Annotated in this window: 27 protein-coding genes; 23 read left to right on the forward strand and 4 right to left on the reverse strand. The window is 60.1% G+C overall.

Translation table 11 applies throughout. From position 1 onward, the window contains the following. Window positions 1-186: 186 nt before the first annotated feature. From Q1B16_RS18870 to Q1B16_RS18915, 10 genes are all read left to right on the forward strand, one after another. The gene (locus Q1B16_RS18870; protein ID WP_299792662.1) at window positions 187-909 is read left to right on the forward strand and encodes a response regulator; all 723 of its coding nucleotides are present in this window, start codon (window positions 187-189) and stop codon (window positions 907-909) included. Window positions 910-920: 11 nt separating this feature from the next. After that, a complete protein-coding gene (locus tag Q1B16_RS18875; protein WP_299792665.1) occupies window positions 921-2,375 on the forward strand; it encodes an ATP-binding protein in 1,455 nt (484 codons plus the stop codon). Next, window positions 2,311-2,616 carry an SHOCT domain-containing protein gene (locus tag Q1B16_RS18880; RefSeq protein ID WP_299792670.1) on the forward strand — a complete coding sequence of 102 codons (306 nt, stop codon included), beginning with the start codon at window positions 2,311-2,313 and terminating at the stop codon, window positions 2,614-2,616. The genes Q1B16_RS18875 and Q1B16_RS18880 overlap by 65 nt, the downstream gene beginning before the upstream one ends. Window positions 2,617-2,986: 370 nt before the next feature. Beyond that, the gene (locus tag Q1B16_RS18885) at window positions 2,987-3,445 is read left to right on the forward strand and encodes a cytochrome c (protein WP_299792674.1); all 459 of its coding nucleotides are present in this window, start codon (window positions 2,987-2,989) and stop codon (window positions 3,443-3,445) included. Next, window positions 3,445-3,774, forward strand: coding sequence for a hypothetical protein (locus Q1B16_RS18890; protein WP_299792678.1), 330 nt, complete (start codon window positions 3,445-3,447; stop codon window positions 3,772-3,774). Before Q1B16_RS18885 ends, Q1B16_RS18890 begins: the two co-directional genes overlap by 1 nt. Before the next feature lie 43 nt (window positions 3,775-3,817). Next, the gene (locus Q1B16_RS18895) at window positions 3,818-4,411 is read left to right on the forward strand and encodes a cytochrome c (RefSeq protein ID WP_299792681.1); all 594 of its coding nucleotides are present in this window, start codon (window positions 3,818-3,820) and stop codon (window positions 4,409-4,411) included. Between the two features lie 2 nt (window positions 4,412-4,413). Beyond that, on the forward strand, window positions 4,414-5,331 hold the full coding sequence (locus Q1B16_RS18900) for a cytochrome c (RefSeq protein ID WP_299792684.1): 918 nt from the start codon (window positions 4,414-4,416) through the stop codon (window positions 5,329-5,331). Between the two features lie 44 nt (window positions 5,332-5,375). Then, window positions 5,376-6,770, forward strand: a complete 1,395-nt coding sequence (locus Q1B16_RS18905; RefSeq protein ID WP_299792687.1) for a multicopper oxidase family protein — start codon at window positions 5,376-5,378, stop codon at window positions 6,768-6,770. Beyond that, window positions 6,767-7,249 carry a cytochrome c gene (locus Q1B16_RS18910; RefSeq protein WP_299792690.1) on the forward strand — a complete coding sequence of 161 codons (483 nt, stop codon included), beginning with the start codon at window positions 6,767-6,769 and terminating at the stop codon, window positions 7,247-7,249. The genes Q1B16_RS18905 and Q1B16_RS18910 overlap by 4 nt, the downstream gene beginning before the upstream one ends. Before the next feature lies 1 nt (window position 7,250). Then, window positions 7,251-7,982 carry a DsbA family protein gene (locus tag Q1B16_RS18915; RefSeq protein WP_299792693.1) on the forward strand — a complete coding sequence of 244 codons (732 nt, stop codon included), beginning with the start codon at window positions 7,251-7,253 and terminating at the stop codon, window positions 7,980-7,982. Between the two features lie 41 nt (window positions 7,983-8,023). Here the strand turns inward: Q1B16_RS18915 and Q1B16_RS18920 are convergent, their stop codons facing one another. Beyond that, window positions 8,024-8,224: a heavy-metal-associated domain-containing protein gene (locus tag Q1B16_RS18920; RefSeq protein ID WP_299792696.1), complete on the reverse strand. Its 201-nt coding sequence runs from the start codon at window positions 8,222-8,224 to the stop codon at window positions 8,024-8,026. 150 nt (window positions 8,225-8,374) lie between these two features. Between Q1B16_RS18920 and Q1B16_RS18925 the strand changes: the two genes are divergently transcribed. Continuing rightward, window positions 8,375-10,885, forward strand: coding sequence for a heavy metal translocating P-type ATPase (locus tag Q1B16_RS18925; protein WP_299792699.1), 2,511 nt, complete (start codon window positions 8,375-8,377; stop codon window positions 10,883-10,885). Between the two features lie 12 nt (window positions 10,886-10,897). Then, entirely contained in the window at window positions 10,898-11,296 is a 399-nt protein-coding gene (cueR, locus tag Q1B16_RS18930; protein ID WP_299792702.1) for a Cu(I)-responsive transcriptional regulator, read from the forward strand. A gap of 20 nt (window positions 11,297-11,316) precedes the next feature. On the opposite strand, the gene Q1B16_RS18935 is transcribed toward cueR, so the two are convergent. After that, window positions 11,317-12,081 carry a glutaredoxin gene (locus tag Q1B16_RS18935; protein ID WP_299792705.1) on the reverse strand — a complete coding sequence of 255 codons (765 nt, stop codon included), beginning with the start codon at window positions 12,079-12,081 and terminating at the stop codon, window positions 11,317-11,319. A 12-nt stretch (window positions 12,082-12,093) separates the two neighbouring features. Then, window positions 12,094-12,930, reverse strand: coding sequence for a DUF6692 family protein (locus Q1B16_RS18940; protein WP_299792708.1), 837 nt, complete (start codon window positions 12,928-12,930; stop codon window positions 12,094-12,096). A 66-nt stretch (window positions 12,931-12,996) separates the two neighbouring features. Between Q1B16_RS18940 and Q1B16_RS18945 the strand changes: the two genes are divergently transcribed. The 10 genes from Q1B16_RS18945 to Q1B16_RS18985 all read left to right on the forward strand — a co-directional run bounded on the left by Q1B16_RS18945 (window position 12,997) and on the right by Q1B16_RS18985 (window position 21,459). Beyond that, window positions 12,997-13,686, forward strand: coding sequence for a L,D-transpeptidase (locus Q1B16_RS18945; protein WP_299792711.1), 690 nt, complete (start codon window positions 12,997-12,999; stop codon window positions 13,684-13,686). Between the two features lie 193 nt (window positions 13,687-13,879). Next, complete coding sequence (locus Q1B16_RS18950; protein WP_299792714.1) at window positions 13,880-14,461, forward strand: EF-hand domain-containing protein; 582 nt, start codon at window positions 13,880-13,882, stop codon at window positions 14,459-14,461. A 141-nt stretch (window positions 14,462-14,602) separates the two neighbouring features. Beyond that, window positions 14,603-14,989, forward strand: a complete 387-nt coding sequence (locus Q1B16_RS18955) for a DUF302 domain-containing protein (protein ID WP_299792717.1) — start codon at window positions 14,603-14,605, stop codon at window positions 14,987-14,989. A gap of 242 nt (window positions 14,990-15,231) precedes the next feature. Beyond that, a complete protein-coding gene (locus Q1B16_RS22380) occupies window positions 15,232-15,459 on the forward strand; it encodes a helix-turn-helix domain-containing protein (RefSeq protein WP_366140173.1) in 228 nt (75 codons plus the stop codon). 87 nt (window positions 15,460-15,546) lie between these two features. After that, window positions 15,547-18,408: a monovalent cation/H+ antiporter subunit A gene (locus tag Q1B16_RS18960; protein WP_299792720.1), complete on the forward strand. Its 2,862-nt coding sequence runs from the start codon at window positions 15,547-15,549 to the stop codon at window positions 18,406-18,408. After that, on the forward strand, window positions 18,408-18,761 hold the full coding sequence (locus Q1B16_RS18965; protein ID WP_299792722.1) for a Na+/H+ antiporter subunit C: 354 nt from the start codon (window positions 18,408-18,410) through the stop codon (window positions 18,759-18,761). The genes Q1B16_RS18960 and Q1B16_RS18965 overlap by 1 nt, the downstream gene beginning before the upstream one ends. Next, on the forward strand, window positions 18,758-20,314 hold the full coding sequence (locus Q1B16_RS18970) for a monovalent cation/H+ antiporter subunit D (RefSeq protein ID WP_299792725.1): 1,557 nt from the start codon (window positions 18,758-18,760) through the stop codon (window positions 20,312-20,314). The genes Q1B16_RS18965 and Q1B16_RS18970 overlap by 4 nt, the downstream gene beginning before the upstream one ends. 3 nt (window positions 20,315-20,317) lie before the next feature. Beyond that, on the forward strand, window positions 20,318-20,809 hold the full coding sequence (locus tag Q1B16_RS18975; protein WP_299792728.1) for a Na+/H+ antiporter subunit E: 492 nt from the start codon (window positions 20,318-20,320) through the stop codon (window positions 20,807-20,809). Continuing rightward, window positions 20,806-21,075 (forward strand): K+/H+ antiporter subunit F, encoded by a 270-nt coding sequence (locus Q1B16_RS18980; protein WP_299792732.1) that lies wholly within the window; start codon window positions 20,806-20,808, stop codon window positions 21,073-21,075. Before Q1B16_RS18975 ends, Q1B16_RS18980 begins: the two co-directional genes overlap by 4 nt. 9 nt (window positions 21,076-21,084) lie before the next feature. Next, window positions 21,085-21,459: a Na+/H+ antiporter subunit G gene (locus tag Q1B16_RS18985; protein ID WP_299792734.1), complete on the forward strand. Its 375-nt coding sequence runs from the start codon at window positions 21,085-21,087 to the stop codon at window positions 21,457-21,459. A gap of 10 nt (window positions 21,460-21,469) precedes the next feature. On the opposite strand, the gene Q1B16_RS18990 is transcribed toward Q1B16_RS18985, so the two are convergent. Further along, window positions 21,470-21,973: a MarR family transcriptional regulator gene (locus Q1B16_RS18990; RefSeq protein ID WP_299792737.1), complete on the reverse strand. Its 504-nt coding sequence runs from the start codon at window positions 21,971-21,973 to the stop codon at window positions 21,470-21,472. 232 nt (window positions 21,974-22,205) lie between these two features. Here Q1B16_RS18990 and ectA point away from each other — a divergent pair, with 232 nt between their 5' ends. Then, window positions 22,206-22,739: a diaminobutyrate acetyltransferase gene (gene ectA / locus Q1B16_RS18995; protein WP_299792740.1), complete on the forward strand. Its 534-nt coding sequence runs from the start codon at window positions 22,206-22,208 to the stop codon at window positions 22,737-22,739. Window positions 22,740-22,748 lie beyond the last annotated feature (9 nt).

The raw sequence follows: 22,748 nt of genomic DNA on the forward strand, positions 1-22,748 counted from the left end.
TCGAAAACCTCATCGTTTGATCGGTTGCGGTTCTATGCGTCACAGACCACATGCGCGACGCTATCCGGGAGTGTGGCGCGGTGCAGGTGCAGATTTGTATCCATGTGTAGCAAGGGACTGACCTGATACAAACGGCTACAATTCTGCCCCTGAAACACGACGCGGGTATGATTTAGGAAGGACGCAATGGGACCGCCACCGCATATCCTTATCGTGGACGATCACGCTCAGATCCGCGAAAGCGTCGCGCGCTTTCTGGAGAAGAACGGGATGCGGACCACGGTCGCCAAAGACGCCGTGGAGATGGATGCGAAACTCGCGACCGGCCATTTCGACCTGCTCGTGCTCGACGTCATGATGCCTGGAGAGGATGGCCTGTCGGTCTGCCGACGCCTTGCGCCAAAGGGTGATCTTCCGATTATCATGCTCACGGCGCTTGGTGAGGAAACAGATCGTATTGTGGGTCTGGAAATCGGCGCGGATGATTATCTGGCCAAGCCTTTCAATCCGCGAGAGCTGCTCGCCCGGATCAAATCGGTTCTCAGAAGAAGCAACCGCGACGAACCCGTGGCCGGACGTCTGGCTGGACGGAAAGTCAGTTTTGCGCATTGGATCCTGGATACCGACCGGCAGGTCCTGATCGACGCGTCCGCCACCGAGACGCCATTGACGACATCCGAGTTCAAATTGCTGGCGGTCCTGCTTGAAAGAGCGAGGATGGTGCTCAGTCGTGAGCAGTTGCTTGACCTGACCGCCGGTCGGAGCGCCGGTCCGATGGATCGCACGATCGACAATCAAATCAGCCGACTTCGCCGTAAGATCGAGCCGGATGTGTTAAGACCGAGCGTCATCAAGACGGTGCGAAATGGTGGGTACTGTCTGGCTGCCGATGTCGAGGATGCGACATGAGGCGCCGTGCGATGGCATCTCTGAGCGGACAGTTGATCCTGCTTGTGGTTGCCGCGCTTGTCGTGGCCCAGGCAATCAGCCTTTTCCTCTTCGCCGATGAACGCAGCCTGGCTATCCGGGCAGCTTTGGGTTTTGAAGCCGCCGGTCGAGCGGCAAATGTCGCACGGCTGATCGAGGAGGCGCCGCGGGATCTGCATCAATCGATCCTTCGGGCGGCGAACTCACCGCTTATCCGTTTTGATCTATCGCGCATCCCGAGTGTCGATCACAGCGGCCATTCCGATGGCGGCATCGTCGAAGGACGCATACGCGCGCTGATGGATGACAGCTACAGCCGGGATATTCGGGTTGAATTGCATGAGGTCGAGGGCGAGTTGCGGCCCTTGCCCAATCTCTCTGATGAGATGACGGAAATGCATCTCGCAATGATGCGGGGAGAGTTGACAGCGGTTGAAATGAACTTGTCGATTGCGATTGATGGAGGACAGTGGCTGAATGTCGGAACGCGGTTCGAGCGCCCGCCGATCCAGTGGCCCTTCTACTCGATGCTGACCTTCGGGATCTCCGCTGGACTGCTTTTGGTGGCGATCATCTGGTTCGTCATGACGCGCCTCACGCGTCCGCTTCGGAATTTGTCCGAAGCCGCCGACCATCTTGGCCGGGGCGAGGATGTGCCGGAACTGGACATCGCAGGGCCGACCGAGGTCAGGGACCTGACCGTCGCCTTCAATCGCATGCAAAGCCGGCTGACCCGGTTTGTCAGTGATCGGACACGGATGCTCGCAGCCCTCGGGCACGATTTGCGCTCGCCGCTCACCGCCATGCGGGTCCGCGCGGAGCTGGTTGACGAAGAAGAGACGCGGGACAGCCTCATCGCCTCGGTCGAAGAGATGCAGAGCATGGTCGATGCGACACTCACCTTTGCACGGGGCCTTACCGGGTCCGAAGACTCCGAGGTGGTCGATCTGCGCACCTTTCTGGACAGCCTGTGCAGCGATATGGCGGCACACTGCGCATTTGTGCCGAGCGAGGATATTGCCGTGCGGCTTCGACCGAACGCGTTTCGCAGGGCGCTCAGAAACTTGCTTGAGAACGCCGTTCGGTACGGTGGGTCCGCACATATCAGTTGGGCGATCCACGGCTCAAACCTCGTGCTCAACATCGACGACAACGGGCCGGGCATTCCGGTCGACCAGTTGGAAAAGGTCTTTGATCCATTCTACCGCCTTGAGCAATCGAGGTCTCTGGAAACCGGTGGTTACGGGCTTGGGCTCTCGATCGCGCGAACGATCATCCAGTCCCACGGCGGCGATATCCAGTTGGTCAATCGGAACGGCGCGGGTCTGCGCGCCGTTGTCACCCTCCCTCTGGATGAAAACGAACTGATCGAAGGAGACACAGATGAAACTGAAAAAGTTGATCCTGCCGTCGCTGGCCAGCTTGCCCGCCAGCATGGCGCAGGCTGATGGTCCAGGCTCCTGGACGGGGCACATGTGGGGCGGCGGCTATGGTTTCATGGGCGGCTTCATGATGCTTTTGTTCTGGGGCGCCGTGATCGCATTGATCGTCTTTCTGGTGGTCAGGATGCGAGGCAATGAAACGCGTCCGTCGGAACCGGACGCGCAGGAAACGCTGAGGCGCCGCTATGCAAACGGTGAAATCAATGAAGAAGAGTATCGCCGACTGAAGGCGACGCTCGACGAATAGACCCGACCGACGAGCTTCGTCGACTGATTTGACCCCGGGAAAGTCTGGCAGGACAGAATGCGGTTTCGTCCCGAGTTGACGCCGACGGCGCGCGCAAGCAGTCGTCAGTGGCGGTCGTTACATTCGAGTGTGACGGCATTTGCGACACTCCTGCGGAGTAAGGTCAAGGATACAAATGGTTACACTTCTCGCGGCCTTGTCAGGTTGCCTGATGCCAGGCCTCGCGTAAAAAGTCATGTGACCAAATCGAAGTCAGGGTTCTGTCATGACTGCTCTGCGAAACAATACGGTCGATCAAGTCTTCAAGCGGGCACCTGTCGGCACCCGGATCAAACTCATCTGACCAACCAGGCAAGGCGGAAGATAAGGCATGGATAAACTGACCGCGCTCATTGGAGCCGTTTTTATCGTCGGCGCGGGCTTTGCCGTTTGGCAGTTCGCTGGTTCAGGGAATACGGCAGTGGGCCACTCCATGACACCGCCGGACACGGGTGAGATCGCTGAAGGCGACCCGATTGTTCAGGTCCAACTACCTGACGACCTCTCGCAGCAGGCGGTGCTCGGAAAGACCATATTCGAGGCAAAGTGTTCTGAGTGTCATGGCGAAAATGCCGCCGGTCGCAACGGTATTGCGCCGCCTCTGGTGCACAAGATTTACGAACCAAGCCACCATTCGGACATGGCCTTTGTGTTGGCCGCCCAAAACGGCGTGCGCGCGCATCACTGGAATTTCGGAAACATGCCAAGGATCGAGGGGCTGACCCAAGGGGACGTCAAGATGGTGGCCGCCTACGTTCGCGAATTGCAACGGGCAAATGGGATCAACTGATGCGCTGGTCGAAGGCGAAGAGATGGGCTTTGTCGACCGTTTTCGGCCTTTTCGTCGTCCTGCTCGGTGTGCCCGAGGCACCCGCGTTTCCTGTCGAAGCGTCCTTGTCGCAAGACATACACCGTCATGATGATCTTGGCGCGTCGGGCGGCAAAGCCTCTGGCCACTGTCATCCGGGCCTGGATTGTTCTGTCCCGGCCGCATTGTTGCTTCAGCCGGGCGCGGTTTACGAGCCTCACTTCCTGAAGGCCGTCATGCAAGTCGGCGCGACCGAACGAACCGAATTGCAGCCCAACAACGATCCTCCACCGCCCCGACGACGGGTCTGATTTCACATCGCTTGAAAAGCAGACCCAAAGTAGGATCGAAGACATGAAAAAGACAACTATCGCAGCGGCAGTGGTGATTGCCGGTACAGCGGTCACGGCATTCGCGCACAGCGGCGCGACCGGCATCGTCAAAGAACGCATGGACGCCATGCTGGCAATGGGGAAGGCGGTGAAAACCGTGGCGCCCATGATGCAAGGTGAAACGCCTTACGACGCAGAGACCGTGCGTGACGCTGCGCGCCTGTTCCAGCAGCACGCAGGTGAGAGCATGACGAGACTGTTCCCCGAAGGCACCGGGGGCGCGCCCTCGGAAGCCAAAAACGAGGTTTGGACCGAATGGGACCGCTTCGCAGCGTTGGCGACCCAGCTTGAGGAATATTCCGAAGGCTTGGAACGCGCGGCCGGAAACGGGTTGGGCGGCATGAACGGCAATGCCTCAATGGGTGGCGCGACGATGATGGGTGGCGGATCCATGATGGGAAGCGCCAACGGCATGATGGGCGGAAGCACGATGATGGGTGGCAGTAACATGATGGATGCTGCCGCCATTGCCGAAATGCCCGCCGACGCGGCGTTTGCGATGACGACGCAGGTTTGTTCCACGTGTCATGAACGCTTCCGGGCGGAAAAAGACTGACCATGCGACGGTTCTTGACGTTCGTCAGCGGGATCGCCGTTCTGGGCGCGGCCGGTCTCGGGGCGGTGATCGCCTGGCCGGTCGGCAGTGCGGTGACCCCGATCACGATGCAGGGCAATGTCGACCGGGGCGCGTATCTGGCGCGCGCCAGTGGGTGTATTGCCTGCCATACCAACTTTGAAACGGGAGGCGCGCCACTTGCCGGAGGCGCGCCGCTCGAAACCCCCTTCGGAACATTCTACCCTTCCAATCTGACAACCGACCCAGAACATGGCATGGGCGACTGGACGGCAGAGCAATTCGCGAAAGCCGTCCGGCAGGGTATCGGTCCGGATGGAACCCCGTACTACCCGTCCTTCCCATACACGTTTTACGCGGATTTCTCGGATCAGGATGTCGCGGATCTCTGGGCGGCGTTTCAAACGGTGCCGCCCGTAGCGGAACCTGCTTTGAACCACGGTGTCGGCTTTCCGTTCGACCAACGCTGGGGACTCAAGCTCTGGCGGGCCGCATTCTTCTACGATCCGAAGACCGAACCGGTTGCGGGTCGAAGCGATCTTTGGAACCGCGGACGGGAATTGGTGCGCGGCGCAGCGCATTGCGGCGCGTGCCACACACCCCGGAACCTCGCGGGCGGGCGCGACATCGGTGCCTCCTTTGCCGGCAACGACCAACTCCCGGGTGGAAGCAAGGCACCTTCGATACGTCCGAAAGACCTCGAGGCTAAAGACTGGACGGTTTCAAATCTCGCTTATGCCTTGCAAACCGGCATTACACCGTCGGGTGACGCCTTCAGCGGCAGCATGGCTGAGGTCGTTCGAGAGGGAACCCGGTTTCTGACGGCTGACGACCGCCAGGCAATGGCGCTTTTCCTGCTGGATAAAGACACGGTCGAGGCCGCAGAGGCCCGGTCGAACTAAATTCACGCGGGGGCGCTGAGCCCTCGCATTCTCAAGGACGAAAAATGAAACAAACACGTCGGGAATTCTTGCGCCATGCATCACTAGCGACCTGCGCGGTGGCGATCCCGCGGTCGGCTTATGCAGAGGCCCCTTTCGAGGATGTGGTTGCCAAGGTTGCACGTCGACAGCTTCTTCCGGACAGCTACCCGGAAACAGAGATCTGGGGCTATGGCGGCCTTGTCCCGGCCCCGGAAATCCGGGTCGCACAGGGTGATCGGGTGCGTCGTCGGTTCCGCAATGAGGTCCCGGATCCCAGTTCGGTTCATTGGCATGGAATCCGGATCGACAACGCGATGGATGGCGTCTCCGGGCTGACACAAGAGGCCGTGGGGACAGGTGAGACCTTCGACTACGATTTCATCGCACCGGACGCCGGCACCTATTGGTACCACGCGCATAATCGCTCATACGAGCAGGTCGCACGTGGTTTGCGCGGTGCTTTGATCGTTGAAGAGGCCGATAAGCCGGACATCGACCGAGAGGAAGTTCTTGTTCTTGAGGACTGGTTGCTCGACCCGGAAAGTGGGCAGCTGTTCGACAATTTCGATCAACCCATGATGATGAGCCACGGGGGGCGCATCGGCAACTTCATCACGGTGAACGGGCGCTTTGATCTGACCTTGCCCGCAAAGCGCAACGAACGCATCCGGTTGCGCGTCATCAACGCGGCGAGCGCGCGGATATTCCCGCTGCGGCTTTCCGGGATGAGCGGCTGGACGATGGCGTTAGATGGAATGCCGATCGGTCAACCCCAGCCGGTTGACGGCGAGGTGATCCTCGGCCCTGCACAGCGCGTGGATTTGATTGTCGATGTGACCGAGGACGAAGGCGGCACCGCCCAATTGCTTCGCATCGGCGATGACGATCAACTGACCCCGCTAGTACGGTTAAGCGTTGACGGCACAGCCAGCTCTGTTTCGAGGGACACGCCATCGCCGCTGCCGCCCAATCCCGCCGCACACACCCCAGACCTTTCCGAAGCGCGTGATCTGCGGCTAGTCATGTCCGGTGGGGCAATGGGGCGAATGCAGTCGGCATTGCTCGGTGGGGAACGGCTTGGCTTCCGCCAGCTTGCGCAAGCGGGAAAGTTCTGGGCTTTGAATGACGTCGCCGAAATGACGGACACACCATTGGCCGATCTATCGCTGAACGAACCGGTGCGCCTGAAGATCGAGAACCAGACGGTTTTCCCACATGCGATGCACCTGCACGGCATGCATTTCCGCGAGGTGCGCCCGGACGGCGCGTTCGGGCCAATGCGGGACACGATCCTGTTGGGTGGCAACGAGTCCCGAGAGATTGCCTTCATAGCCGACAATCCCGGCAAGTGGCTGTTCCATTGTCACATGCTCAGCCACGCAGCGTCCGGCATGACAACCTGGCTGCGTGTGACATGAAGTATCTCTTTTGGTCAATGCCGCTCACGGTCGTCGCAGCCGCTTTCACGTATTGGCTCTCGACCAATGCCTTATTGAATGGTGGCAGCGCGACTGATGCGGACAGCTACGACATTGAAGAAGGCGCGCTGCTATACGCAGAGAACTGCGCGTCTTGTCATGGAGCAGATCTGGAAGGCCAGCCAGATTGGCGAACGCCCGGTGCGGATGGGCGCCTGCCAGCGCCACCGCATGATGAGACGGGTCACACCTGGCATCATCCTGACAGCCTGCTTTTCGACTACACAAAACTGGGGGGTGCGGCGCTTCTGGCGCGTCAGGGCGTCGAATACGACAGTGGAATGCCGGGTTTCGGAGACGTGCTGACGGACCAGGAAATTCACAACATCCTGGCCTTCATCCGGTCCACCTGGCCGGACCGCGTTCGCGAAGTTCAGGCAGCACGGACAGACGCCGACAGACAACGAGGAGATAACTAAGATGCGTTTCAGACAAGCATTCACGACAGTGGCGATAGCTGCCCTGCTTCCGATACCGGCAATCGCCGACGAACTGTCAGAGGCTCGGGTCAAGGAGCTCGTGCTCGAGGCAATCCGCGAGAATCCCGAGATTGTCATGGAGGCCGTGGCAATCCTTGAGCAACGGCAGGCGCAAGCGCAGGAGCTCAGCCAGGCCCAGGTTCTGAAGGACCAGCGCGATCTGATCGAGAACGATCCGAATGCGCCGGTTCTCGGCAACCCGGAAGGTGACGTCACCGTGGTGGAATTCTTCGATTACAACTGTCCCTATTGTCGCCGGGTCAAGCCCGAGGTGCGTGCCTTGATCGAAGACGATCCCGACATTCGGCTTGTTTACCGTGAGTGGCCCATTCTCGGAGATGGATCGGTGTTCGCCGCCAAAGCGGCTTTGGCGGCCCGCAAACAGGACAAGTACGAAGAGTTCCACTGGGCCATGATGGGGCTGCAAGGGCGTGCCGAAGAAGTTTCCGTGCTACGCGTTGCCGAGGAGATCGGCCTTGATGTCGCGCAGTTGCGCAAGGACATGGAGGCTCCGGAGGTTGCAGAGCACATCGCGACTTCCATGCAACTGACGCAAGCCTTGGGGTTTAATGGCACGCCGTCTTTCGTGATCGGCGATGCGCTCGTTCCGGGCTTCGTGGAAAAGGCGCAGCTGGCCGATCTGGTCGAGAATGCCCGTAAGACCGAAGATTGAACTGGTGTTCCCGGACCACATTTGGGTGGTCCGGGATTGCATTAAGCGATTACCGGATCGGCGTCGTAGCCTGCGCCCTTGATGGCGGCTTTCAGTTGATCCGCCGTTAGCGCGCTGTCGACACGAACTTGTCGTTCGGAAAGGTCGCATTCTACGGCTGCTTGCGGATCTGCGTTTTTCACCGCGCTTTCGATGGTAGCGGTGCAGTGCCCACAGCTCATGTTCGGAACGCTGAATTTCACCTGAATCACTCCTTGGTCTTGGTGTCTGTCACCGACTTGGGGATTCCCCCTACTGGAAGGTCAAGTCGGAAAAACTTGAATTGACCCGTTGACCTTCCAGTTGCTGGAAGGACCATATTCCGCTTAGAACGGAATTACAGGTGGTAAAACATGTCCTACCCGAAAGAGATCACCTTGCCGATCGACGGCATGACCTGTGCGTCATGTGTCGGTAGGGTCGACCGCGCATTGGCCGCTCTTGAAGGCGTGTCGGATTTATCGGTCAACCTCGCCACGGAAAACGCGCGGTTGCGCGTGGACGGACCCGAACGCATCTCCAAGATCATCGAGACAGTTTCAGCACTCGGATACCCGCCACGCACGGCAAAGGCCGATTTTACGGTCGAGGCGATGTCCTGCGCCTCCTGTGTCGGTCGCGTCGACAAGGCGCTGGCAGCGGTGCCGGGCGTTATCGACGTAAACGTCAACCTCGCCTCCGAAACGGCGACGGTGGTTTATGTCGAAGGTCTTGTCACGACATCTGATCTGATCGAAGCCAGTGGCGCGGCGGGGTATCCGGCGAAAATTGCAACGGCGCACTCGGGCGACGACAGGGTCGCGCGAAAGGAACAGGAAGCGCATGCCCTTTCCAGGCGTGTCATCCTTGCGGCCATCCTCGCCCTGCCGGTCTTTCTGATCGAGATGGGCGGTCACATGATCCCGGCCGTTCACATGCTGATCGAAACCACGATTGGCCAGCAGACAAGTTGGCTGCTTCAATTCGTGCTGACGACCGTCGTTCTGATCGGCCCGGGCCGGACGTTTTACACCAAGGGGTTCCCGGCTCTTTTCCGCGGCGCCCCCGACATGAACAGCCTTGTCGCGGTCGGCACCGGGGCTGCCTATCTCTATTCCGTTGTCGCCACGTTCCTGCCCTCTGTTCTGCCGGACACATTGCGCGCCGTCTATTTCGAGGCGGCAGCGGTCATCGTCGTTCTGATTTTGCTGGGCCGGTTTCTTGAAGCCCGCGCAAAAGGGCGAACGGGTGCTGCAATCCAGAAGTTGCTGGGGCTTCAGGCCCGCACGGCCCGCGTGATGCGGGATGGTGAAAGCATTGAGATCGACATCGACGCCTTGGTTCAGGGGGACATCGTGATCGTGCGTCCCGGTGAACGCATCGCTGTCGATGGTGTCGTGACCGAAGGCAGCAGCCATGTCGATGAAAGCATGCTGACGGGCGAACCGATCCCGGCTGAAAAGGCCGTTGGTGATCCGGTGACGGGCGGAACCGTCAATGGTGCCGGAAGCCTGCACTTCCGCGCCACCCGCGTGGGCGCCGACACGACCCTTGCCCAGATCATCCGGATGGTCGAAGAGGCTCAAGGCGCCAAGCTGCCGATCCAGGGTCTGGTCGACCGGATAACTCTGTGGTTCGTCCCGGCGGTCATGGCGATTGCGACTGCGACGGTCCTGGTCTGGCTCGTCGTCGGGCCCGATCCGGCGCTGACGATGGCGCTCATTGCCGGAGTTTCGGTGCTGATCATCGCGTGTCCCTGCGCGATGGGGCTTGCGACGCCGACCTCGATCATGGTGGGCACCGGGCGGGCGGCGGAGATGGGCGTCCTGTTCCGCAAGGGCGATGCGTTGCAGCAACTTGGCACTGTCGATGTCGTCGCGCTGGACAAGACCGGAACGGTGACCGAAGGACGACCCGCCCTGACCGACCTTGTGCTTGCCGAAGGCTGCGATCGCGAAACGACGCTTGCAAAGATCGCCGCAGTGGAAGCTCTTTCAGAGCATCCCGTCGCCGATGCCATCGTCCGTGCCGCCCGCGCCGAAGGCGCGCCGTCGCTCGACGCCGAGGGATTTCAATCGGTGACAGGCTACGGCGTCCGTGCCGTGGTGAACGGTGCGACGGTTCTGGTCGGTGCCGATCGTTACATGACGCGCGAAGATGTCGACATCTCGGCATTGGCGCATGAGGAGACGCAGATCGCCAGCAAGGGCAGGACCGCGCTTTACGCGGCCATCGACGGGCGACTTGCCGCCGTCATCGGTGTCGCCGACCCGGTCAAACCCGCAAGCCGCGCGGCCATTGCAGCGCTGCATGAAAAGGGCTTTTCGGTTGCGATGATCACCGGAGACAAACGCGAAACCGCCGAAGCCATCGCCCGCGAAACCGGGATCGATCACGTGGTCGCTGGCGTGTTGCCTGACGGAAAAGTCGCGGCACTGGACGCGTTGCGCGAGGGTGGCAAGCGCATTGCGTTTGTCGGGGACGGGATCAACGACGCCCCTGCGCTTGCCCATGCGGATGTCGGCATTGCCATCGGAACCGGTACCGACGTGGCCATCGAATCCGCAGATGTTGTCCTGATGTCGGGCGATCTGCGCGGCGTGGTCAATGCCTTCGAGGTATCGCGCCGGACCATGCGCAATATTCGGCAAAACCTGTTCTGGGCCTTTGCCTACAACGTGGCGCTTATCCCGGTGGCGGCCGGGGTGCTTTACCCTGCGTTCGGGCTGCTTCTGTCACCCATCCTCGCGGCAGGTGCGATGGCACTGTCTTCGGTGTTCGTGCTGACCAACGCCCTGCGCCTGCGAAGCATCGCCCCGGCAATGGACGAACAACGCGCGGTTCCCAAAGCTCGCGCTGCCGCAACGCCCGCCCCAGCCGAATAAAGGAGGTTCGACATGAATATCGGAGACGTCGCGCGCAATTCGGGCGTGCCCGCCAAGACAATCCGCTACTACGAGGAAATCGGGCTGATCCACCCCAACCGGAGCGAAAACGGCTATCGTGACTTCACCGAGACCCACATGCACAAGTTGGCTTTTCTGGGCCGTGCGCGCGCCCTGGGCTTCTCGATCGAGGATTGCAGGACGCTGTTGGCGCTCTACGAAAATGAGAACCGGGAAAGCATGCAGGTCAAGGCGGTCGCGGAGGAGCATCTCCGCCAGATCGACGAGAAGATCGCAAAGCTTCAATCCATGCGCGCGACGCTTTCCGAACTTGTGGACAAATGTGCCGGAGATCACCGACCTGATTGCCCAATACTCGCGGATCTCTCGCCGGTGGGGATGTCCGAATAAACGGGCCGGTTCGGTGCGCCTCAGAACCAGATCGCCCGGATCGGCATCCACAGCCCCATGAAGATCATCATCAGGTTCTCTGTGAGGGAGATGAAGCCAAGCGGAACCGAGCTATCCCCGCCAACGCAGGCGCATTTCAGTTCTCTTTTGTCGATATACACCGCCTTGAACACGCTGATCGCGCCGACCGTTCCGATGAACAGGGCGACGGGTGCGGAAATCCAGAGCAGCGCGCCAGCGGTCATGAGCACGCCAGCCACGGCTTCGCCGAACGGATAGATCTTGCCATACCGCACCCATCTGCGCGCCAGCAGGTCATAATTCAGGAACATCGTCGAAAACCCTTCGACATCCTGCAACTTCTGGATCGCGAGTATGGCCATCGACAACGAGATGAACCATTCAAATGCGCGCAGTGTGAGGAGCGAGCCGTACTGGTGCCAGGACAGGCCCAGAGCCAAAAACGCCGCAACGGCAAAAATCGCGATGACGGGTTGATAGGTCGTGTCGCTTTGTTCGTCCTTGGGCGGATCGAGTTCGAAAAACACCCTGAGGTCTTCATACCCGCCGATCCGTTCGCCGCCGATAAAGGTCTGCGGTGTTGTGTCGACACCGTGCTTTTTCATGAAAGCATCGGTTTCTTCGCGAGTTTCAAGCGGGTGATCTTCCACCTCAAAGCCCTGCCGCTCCAACAGGTCCTTCGATTTCAAACCAAACGGGCAAAGATGGCCGGGCATGACCATCCGGTAGAGTTTTGCCGTCTTACTGTCAGTGTCACGGGGCATGAGTGTTCTCCTTTATCCGGCGCATGTGTAACTGCCGCGGAATCCCGCCTCGTAGCTGGGTCCGGCGCTGACGATGAGGTCGGTGAGGTCTTCGTCCGTTTGTGCGATTTCTGCGGAGAGCGGACCTTGAGCGAACGCGTTTTCGCCCTGCGCTGTGAGGCGCACCAAGTCACCGCTGATCTTCATCGCGGCCACCGCCCCTTCATCGGTTTCACCCGTTACAAAGACGGCCGGGCTGTCCGACGTATAGGCAAAGCGACAGTTTCCTCCATTCGGGAAAACCGCTGCAATTTCGTCTTCGGTCATGAACTCTGGATCGACCTTCGACACAACCTCGGATTCGAGCGCCTGTTGTGCGTCCACGATCTGGGCTTGCGTCTCACTCGGCGCGCGTGTCGCTTCACCGTTCGCGCTGATGTCAGCGATGAGGTAGCGCATTTCGGCGATTTCCTTGTCCTGCGCGTAGATGATGTCATCCGCCAGGCCGCGCACGCGCGGGTCGGTGATTTCGGCGCGCGTTGACGTCATGATGGCGATCGAATGGTGCGGGATCATGGCGCGCATATACGACCGGTCCTGAACGGTGAACTGGCCGCGCACCAACCAGAGGCTTGCCGCGAAAACCAGGATCGCGCCGACAAAGATGGCGATGTTGGCCTTGGTGTTCGTGTACATGGACAACATGAAGGACAGCATGACCACCGCCATCGTCGCGCCCATCAGGAGAGCCATGTAAAGACGGGTCTCCGAAAAGAAGATATGGCCCCAAAGGTAGGTGTTCAGGTACATCAGACCGAACATGATCACGGTCGACGTTCCGATCATCATGAAAAATCTTGAGTAGTGCATTGTTCATTCCTCCAGCTACCAATCTGGAAATTAACGAGATTCCAGCGCTGGAGGGTTCCATCGGCAATGCTTTTCGTAGCGATCGAGCAACATTTCAGCGCAATTGCCGCTCCTCACCACTTCGTTTCTTTGCCCCACGCGCGGGCTGATTTCCCATGGGACCGAGGAGACCGAGCAATGCAAAATCTCACAAGACGAGAGCTGATGTTCGCCACGACCATGGGGCTTTTGCTGCCCACGGCAGCATCAGCCCACCAAAGGTTGCCGGACCGGTTTGAACCGCAATTGGTCAACACCCGTCGCAGACACTGGATGACCGGAGACATCCATGTCGTTCCCGACAGTTTCTTCCTTTATTTCATGCTCGAGAACGGCATGGCGATCCGGTACGGGGTCGGGGTAGGGCGCAAAGGCTTGTACGAACCCGGTGAGTTCACGGTGGCCCGCAAGGCCGAATGGCCCTGGTGGCGACCAACAAACGCGATGATCCGCCGCGAGCCCGAAAAATACGCGAAGTACAAGGACGGGATGAAAGGCGGCCCGGATAACCCACTCGGTGCCCGGGCGCTGTATCTCTATGACGATGAGGGGCGAGATACCTATCTGCGTATTCATGGAACCAACGCTCCGGAAACCATCGGATCGGCCGTGTCGAATGGATGCGCGCGGTTGACGAATGAGCACGTAAAAGATCTGTACGATCGCGTGGAAATCGGCGCCCGCGTTTTCCTGTATCCAAAAGTGACAACGGCGTGAGCACCGTCCTGTCGGCTTGAAGTCACCCGTCGGTCAATCGAATAAGGGCGGCCGGCCCGGATAGATTTGTCGCAAATTGTAACAGGCACCCCCTGTGCGACCTGGCGATACAAAACATGCGTGCTCCCGCGTTTCGCGCCACCGAACACTCCCCATATGATGTGTATCGCAACACCGACACGAGGAGATCGAGATGAAACGCAACACACTGCTCGCTGCAATGGCCATCGCCGCAACCGCACTTGGCACTGCCGCTTCGGCGCAATCCCATCACGGGCATGGGGGTCAACCGGGTGCCCAGGGCGGACCGGGCATGATGCAGAACGGGGGTCCGGGCATGATGGGGAACATGGGAGGCATGATGGACATGATGGCGCGCATGCACGGAAACATGATGGGTGGCGGCATGATGGGTGCAGGCATGGGTGGCGGCATGATGCAAATGTTCGACGCCGATGGAGACGGCACAACCACGCCAGAAGAGATGCGCACGCAGCTTCAGACCAAGCTTACAGAATATGACAGCGACGGGGATGGAAGCCTTTCGATTGCTGAATTCGAAGCCCTCCACAGCGCGATGATCCGCGAGATGATGGTGGATCGCTTCCAACATCTCGATGCTGACGGAGATGGCGCGGTGACGCCGGAAGAAATGGCGGCTCCGGCGGATAGGATGGAACGGATGCAGAATATGCGCTCGAACATGACGGAGGCTCCCGCTCGGCCTGGCAATGGTCAGGGTATGGGCGACGGTTCCATGATGCAGGACAATTGATCCATTGGGTGCCGGGGTCTTGCTCCGGCACCTGACGTCGAAACGCCAGAACCAAGCGCGGCTGACACATTGAACCGAACCGTGGGCTGAATCGTTTGGCCTCGGTACGGCAACAGATTGAGACGAGGAAAGGAAAGTCCCATGGCGTATACCTATGATCGTATCCTGAAAGACGCCAACATTGATGAAGCTGAGACGCGTGTTCGAGAAGCGCTGGCAGACACAGGTTTCGGCGTTTTGACTGAGATTGATGTCAAAGCGACGATGAAAAAGAAGCTCGATGCAGATATTTCTCCGTACCGCATCTTGGGCGCCTGCAATCCGGGCATGGCACACAAGGCGATTGAGATCGAACCGCGCATCGGCGCGATGCTTCCCTGCAACGTCATCCTGCGCGAGGTGGACGGCGGTACCGAAGTCAGCGCAGTTGATCCGGTCGCTTCGATGCAAGCGGTGCAGAACGAAGACCTGCACGCTGTCGCAGGCGAAGTCCGCGATCTCCTGAAAAATGCTCTCGATGCCGCGTGACCGCGGTGTGTTATTGTCGAGATGCCCTGTAGCATGTCGAGCGCCTCAACTGGTGCTCGACATATGTTCACGTGATCAAAAAGAGCTTTTGGATATGAGCAGGTTGGCATGTCGGGAGGTGACAGTCGACTATCTCTTACGTTATCCTTTGGTTACATAATTATCATTACGCGCGCATCTGGTCCGAACGGGTCCGCGCTACCCTGACGTGCGACTTCTATTAGAAAACAAAAAGTTATCTAATGGGAGTTTATGGCATTGGCGCTGTTTACACGCAACTTTCGCTGCAAGAACGCCGTAAGATTGAGAACTGGTGGCATGCAAAGGTGCCTGTCAGTGAGGTGGCACGCGTCCTCAAGCGCCACAAATCGATGATCTTCCGGGAGATCAAGCGCAAGTTCTGGACCTATGATGGAAAAACAACCCAACGATATCTGCACTTCACCGTGAGTTCACCCCTATCCCCGTGACCCCCGAATAACGAACCGAGGCTTTTACATCGCCCGCGTTTAACGATATTGCGCTCCGAGGCAATTCGGGTTGGACTAGCGGGTAACATGAGCACATCGGGCAACCTTCTTTTTCTTATCGCTTTGCTGCCGTTCATCGGCGCGCTTGTTCCCGGGCTCATGATTCGAGCCGGGCGGAATGCCACGGCGACCTTCACGGCGGTTCCGACGGCACTGGCTCTGATCCTGCTTCTGACGATGGCGCCCGCGGTTCTGAACGGCGAAACGATCCAGGCCGAGATCGAATGGTTGCCGCAGCTTGGGCTGTCGGTGTCGTTCTTCCTTGATGGGCTGGGTCTTCTGTTTGCCTGCATGATCCTTGGTGTCGGGCTTCTGATCACGCTCTACGCGCGGTTCTACCTGTCGGGCGAGGATCCGGTCGGGCAGTTCTACACCTACCTGTTGCTGTTCCAGGGCGCGATGCTGGGCATCGTCATTTCCGACAACATCCTGCTTTTGCTTGTGTTTTGGGAGCTGACATCGCTGTCGTCCTTCCTGTTGATCGGCTATTGGAAACACCTGCCCGAAGGCCGTCAGGGCGCGCGGATGGCGCTGGCTGTGACCGGCGCGGGCGGGTTGGCGATGATCGGCGGGATGCTGATCCTCGGCAATATCGCGGGCAGCTTCAACCTGACCGACATTCTGCAAGCGGGCGACGCGATCCGTGCGTCCGAGTGGTATCTGCCCGCGCTCATCCTGATCCTTTTGGGCGCGTTCACCAAATCGGCGCAGTTCCCGTTCCACTTCTGGCTGCCGCACGCGATGGCCGCCCCTACCCCGGTGTCGGCTTATCTGCACTCGGCCACGATGGTGAAGGCGGGCGTGTTCCTGATGGCGCGCATGTGGCCGGTCCTTTCGGGCACGGATGCGTGGTTCTACATCGTGGCGACCACCGGTCTGGTCACGATGGTTCTGGGCGCGCTGATTGCGCTCTTCAAGGACGACCTCAAGGCGCTCCTGGCGTTCTCGACCGTCAGCCATCTGGGCTTGCTGACCATGCTGCTGGGCTTCGGGACCGAGGCGGCGGCGATTGCGGCGGTGTTTCACATCATCAACCACCTGACCTTCAAGGCGGCGCTCTTCATGACCGCCGGGATCATCGACCACGAAACCCACACGCGCGACATCAAGCGATTGGGCGGGTTGCGGCACGTCATGCCGCTGACCTTCCTGATCGGGACGGTCGCGGCGCTGTCGATGGCGGGGATACCGCTGTTCAACGGGTTCTTGTCGAAAGAGATGATGCTGGAGGAAGCGTCACATACCTATTGGGCGGGCAGCGCCTATGCGGTGCCGGTGCTCGCGACCATCGGTGCGCTTCTGTCGGTCGCGTATTCCTTCCGCTTCATCGGACACGTCTTCCTTGGCCCGGTGCGCGACGATTACCCGGCGAAACCGCATGATCCGCCCTTTGGGCTTTGGGCCGCGCCTGCGCTGCTGGTGATCCTTGTGGTGCTGATCGGTGTGATGCCGTTCTTGGCGGACGGGATCGTGGCCGCCGCCGCAAGTGCCGTGACAGGGGCCGAGCTCGATCCGCATCTCAAAATCTGGCACGGCGTCACGCCCGCGCTCTTCATGTCGATCATCGCGGTGGTCGGAGGTGCGGCGCTGCTGGCCCTGCATGCACCGTTGGACCGCGCCTGGATCAAGGCACGCCGACCCGAGGCCAAGGCGATCTTCGACGGGCTTGTCGCGTCCATCGTCGGGCTGGCGCAACGTTTCACCGCCGGTTCCCATAATGGCGCGATCAGCCGGTATCTTGCGATCTTCACCGTAACGTCCGTGGTGCTTGGGGCCATTGCCTTCATGGGCGGCGGCCTGTCCGCGCCGACGCGCGACATGCTTCCCATTCCGGCGGTGATCGCGGTGGGGTGGATCATGCTGATCGTCGCCACGATTTCGGTCGTGACGATGCACCATCACCGCTTTCGTGCGCTGGTGCTGATCGGGATCATCGGCCTGACCATCTCGGCGGGCTTTGTCTATATGTCCGCGCCGGACCTCGCGCTCACCCAGATCTCGGTCGAGACGGTGACGATCATGTTGCTGCTGCTGGCGCTGCACTTCCTGCCCAAGGAAACCCCGAGGGAGAGCCCCATGGGCCTCAAGATCCGCGACGGTCTGATTGCTGTTGCGGCAGGCGCCGGTGTCGGCGGTCTGTCTTTCGCCTTCATGCAGCGCGACATCCCGACGATTTCGGATTTCCACATCGCCAACAGCTATGAGGGCGGCGGCGGCACCAATGTGGTGAACGTGATCCTCGTGGATTTCCGAGGCTACGACACCTATGGCGAGATCATCGTTCTGGGGATCGCGGGGCTTTTGATCTACGCGCTGATGCACGCGCTGCTCGAAGGGCCTGCGGCGCGGCGTCTGCGCAACCGGGATTACGCGCAAGACAGGTCGCGCGACCGTCACCCGCTGATGATGGTGGTCGTCACCCGCGTTCTGATGCCGATTGCGCTCCTGGTGGGGATCTACATCTTCCTGCGCGGTCACAACCAACCCGGCGGCGGGTTCGTGGCGGGGCTTGTGGTGGCGATCGCGCTGCTCATGCAATACATGGCGTCGGGTTTTGCCTGGACGCAGGACAGACAGCGGATCGAGTATCACACTCTGATCGGGTTCGGCGTGATCATCGCCGGGCTGACAGGTGTCGGCGCCTGGGTGTTCGGCGCGCCGTTCCTCACCAGTTCATACACTTATGTCAACCTGCCCCCGATCGAGGAATTCGAGCTGGCAACCGCCATGCTGTTCGATCTGGGCGTGTTCCTGACGGTGTTGGGCGCGGTGATGCTGATGCTCTATAGCCTGTCGCGGATTGCGCGCTATGCGGGCAGCACGGTGAACGTCACACCAATGGATTACGATCCGGGCAGTCGGGTCGATGATGGTTCGGAGTCGACCTGATGGAGTTTCTCGTAGCAAGCGCAGTCGGAACGATGACGGCAGGCGGGGTGTACCTGCTACTGCGGCTCCGAACGTTTCCGGTCATCCTCGGGTTGGCACTCCTGTCCTACGCGGTCAACGTCTTCCTGTTTTCGAGCGGTCGTCTGGCCATTGATATGTCACCGATCCTGTCGAAATACGGAGAGGCCAGCTACACCGATCCCCTGCCCCAGGCGCTGGTTCTGACGGCCATCGTGATTTCGTTCGGCATGACGGCGGTTCTGGTGATGATCTCGCTCGGCGCATTCCTCGAAGCGGATAGCGACAAGATCGACATCGACGAGACCGACGCGAATGAGGACGTCGCGAAATGAGCCATTGGATCATTCTTCCCGTTGTCCTGCCGGCGATGCTTGCGCCGATCATCGGCTTCGTCATGCGCTACGACATCGTTCTGGCGCGGGTCACATCGACTGTGGGCACCGTGCTCTTGCTCGCCATTTCGCTGGGCCTTGTCATGATGGCGGCCGATGGTACCACGCATATCTACCGGCTGGGCGATTGGCCCGCGCCCTTCGGTATCGTTCTGGTGCTCGACCGTTTGTCCGCGCTCATGGTTCTGCTGACATCGGCGCTGGCGCTGATGGTGCTGCTGCACGCGATGGCGAGCGGATGGGACAACCGCGGGCGGCACTTCCACGCGCTGTTCCAGTTCCAGCTCATGGGGATTTGCGGCGCGTTCCTGACGGGCGACGTGTTCAACCTGTTCGTGTTCTTCGAAATCCTGCTCATCGCGTCCTACGGCCTGATGATCCATTCCGGCGGGCGCGACCGGATGCGCGCCGGTTTGCAATATGTGGTGATGAACCTCGCCGGATCGACGCTGTTCCTCTTCGCGCTTGGCACGCTTTACGCCAGCACCGGGACACTCAACATCGCCGATTTGGCCGCCAAGATACCGCTGATCCCGGCCGAGGAAGCCGGTCTCGTGCGGGTGGCGGCGATGCTTTTGATGATTGTCTTCGCCGTGAAGGCGGCACTTTTCCCGGTGCAGTTCTGGCTGCCTGCCACCTATTCCAACGCCCCTGCCCCGGTTGCGGCGCTGTTTGCGATCATGACCAAGGTCGGCGCCTATGCCATCCTGCGCGTGCATACGGTGGTCTTTGGCCCCGGTGTTGCGGGCACGGACGGGATGATCGATGCGTGGCTTTTCCCCGCTGCCATCGTGACCATCGCGCTTGGAGCGTTCGGTGTGCTGGGGGCGAAACGCCTGATGCCGCTGATCAGCTTTTCGGTGGTTGGCTCCATGGGCACGCTTCTGGTGGCTGTGGCCGTGTTTTCGCCGGTCGCGACAACGGCGGCGCTCTATTACATGGTGCATTCCACCTTTGCCGCCGCCTGCCTGTTCCTGATCGCCGATCTGGTCGTGTCGCGCCGGGACGGGGATGCGCTGACGGCGGCCCATCCCACCGTTCAGAATGGGCTCTTCGCCGCGATCTTCTTTGCCGCGGCGATCGCGATGGCCGGGATGCCGCCGCTCAGCGGGTTCCTGGGCAAGTTGCTGGTGTTGGACGCGTTGCGCGAACCGGGGCTGATGGGCTGGGCCTGGACCGCGATCCTTGCGGGGTCTTTGCTCACCATCGTCGGGTTCGCGCGGGCGGGCAGCACGCTGTTCTGGAAATCCACCGCCATCCCCGTGCTCGCACCCGAGGAAACCGCCGACGACGCGGACGGCTCTGACGATACCCCTCCCCCGAACCGCGCCACACCGGCGGAAGTCGCACCGGTGATGCTGACGCTTGCGGCCTTGGTAGGGTTGGCGGTGTTCGCGGGGCCGGTCGCGTCCTATCTTGAACAGACATCGACGCAGTTGTTCGACCGCGCGGGATATATCTCTGCCGTTCTGGCCCCCGGTGAGGAAACCTGAGACATGCTGACACGTCTTATCCCACACCCGCTTCTGAGCCTCACGCTGGTCTTCGTCTGGCTGGGGCTGGTCAATACCTTTACGCTTGGCAATCTGCTCTTGGGTGGGTTTCTTGCCATCGTCATCCCGATGCTGACCGCGCCCTATTGGCCGAACCGTCCGAAGATCGGCAAGCCGCTCAAAGGGCTGGAATATGTGCTGATCGTGCTGTGGGACATTGTTGTCGCCAATGTGCAGGTGGCGGCGATCATTCTGTTCAAGCGGCAAAAGAACATCCGCTCGCAATGGGTTGTGATGCCGCTCGAACTGCACTCGGCCGAGGCGATCACGGTTCTTGCGGGGACGATCACCATGACCCCCGGCACGGTTTCTGCGACGCTTGCCGCCGATGGGGGGAGCATCCTTGTCCACTGCCTGCACACCGACGACACCGACGCCGTGCGCGACGAGATCAAGACGCGGTACGAGCGGCGCCTGAAGGAGATTTTCGAATGATCGAAGCAGCAATCCTGTTCGCAGCCGGGTGTTACGGTCTCGCGCTCCTGCTCGACCTGTGGCGCATCGCGCTTGGACCGAACGCGGCGGACCGTATCCTCGCGCTTGATACGATGGTCATCAACGTGATCGCGCTCTTGGTGCTCTACGGCGTCTGGCGCGGCACCGCGATCTATTTCGAGGCCGCGATGCTGGTCGCGATGGTCGGGTTCGTGTCAACCGTCGCCTACTGCCGCTTCCTGCTGCGCGGCGACATCATCGAGTGAGGTCGGACCATGAGTTTCATCGCTGAACTTCTTATCGCCATCTCGCTTGTCGTCAGCGGCATTTTCGGGTTCGTGGGATCATACGGGCTGGTCAAGCTGACGGACTCGTTGCAACGGCTCCACGCGCCGACCAAGGCAACGACGCTTGGGGTCGGGGGCGTTCTGATCGCCTCCATGATCTTCTTTTACGCGGAGACTGGCTATCTCTCGATCCACGAGCTTCTGATCTCGGTCTTCCTGTTGCTGACCGCGCCGATCACGGCGAACTTCATCGCCAAGACCTATATCGCGCGCAACCTGAAGAAGACCGATCTGCCCGACAGCCAGAGCACCTGCGGATGGTCGATCTACGACGACCCGCCCGAAAGCCGCCCCGGCAACTGAGCCGCGCGTCTCAGGTGGGTTTCTTGCCCGTCTTGGTGATTTCGCCCGTGGTCAGAACCGGCGACGCATCGAGCCCGCGTGCGTCCAGCATGTCCGCCACCCGTTCGAGCACTGCAACGATCTGGGCTTGTTCCCAATCAGCCATGTCGAGGAACGCGCGCACGTAGCGCTGTTGCAGGGCGTCGGGGGCGTTTTCCATCCGGTTGTGCCCGTCGGCGGTGATCGTCACATTGGTCTGGCGGCGGTCCTGCTCGGAGGGCACACGTTCGACCAATCCCTGCGCCACGAGCTTGTCGACCAGGGCGGACACCGTGGCCTGGCTGACGCCCATCTGCGTCGCAAGAGTTTTAGGCGTGGCGCTGTCGCGTTCGTCCACGATCTGCAAGACACGCAACTGAGCGGGTGTCAGGCCAACCGAGTGGGCCAGATCGCGGGCATACAGTTCGGTCGCCCGAAGAATGCGCCGAAGCGCGATCAGGCTGTCATCCATCCGGGCATTTGCATCACTTGTCATGGCGGGACTCATGCCATGAAACGCGAGATAGCTTCAATCTGTGATCGCTGAGACACATGCTTCGCAAGGCTAATTATCTTAAAAATTTAAGGGGGTCTTAACCCTCGTCCCGTCAAGATCACACCACAATATATGCGATCTTTTGCCCTTTTATGCATTATTTTTCATAAGTGTTGAAACCAAACCGTCCCTATACTAGTTAGATAGGCGAACTAAAGAAAGGTCAGGACCTATGCCCAAAAACAGTGACATCTCTCGAACGCGATCGCCCCGTCTGCGCAAACCGGACGCCACCGACGGGGCCGCTATCTGGGAGCTTGTGAAAAGCTGCAAGCCGCTCGACGAGAATTCGATGTACTGTAACCTGGTGCAAGCCGACCACTTCCGCGACACATGCGTCGTCGCCGAACTTGATGGGGACATCGTTGGCTGGATTTCCGGCCATATGATTCCCGATCAAAACGCCATCTTCGTGTGGCAGGTTGCGGTCAGTGACAAGGCACGCGGCATGGGTCTTGGCAAGAAGATGCTGCTTGAACTGATCGAACGCGACGCGTGCGATGACGCGACGCAACTGAAAACGACTATCACCCGTGACAACGCCGCATCCTGGGGTCTCTTCCGCAGCTTTGCGCGCGCCATCGGTGGCGATCTGAGCGATACACCGCACTTCACGCGCGATACCCATTTCGAGGGCCGCCACGACACCGAACACATGGTGTCGATCACGCTTCCGGCGACGGGCGATCTCAAGCGCGCAGCCTGACCGGCGGTC

The organism is uncultured Marivita sp. (assembly GCF_947488135.1).
Classification (GTDB): Bacteria; Pseudomonadota; Alphaproteobacteria; order Rhodobacterales; family Rhodobacteraceae; genus Marivita.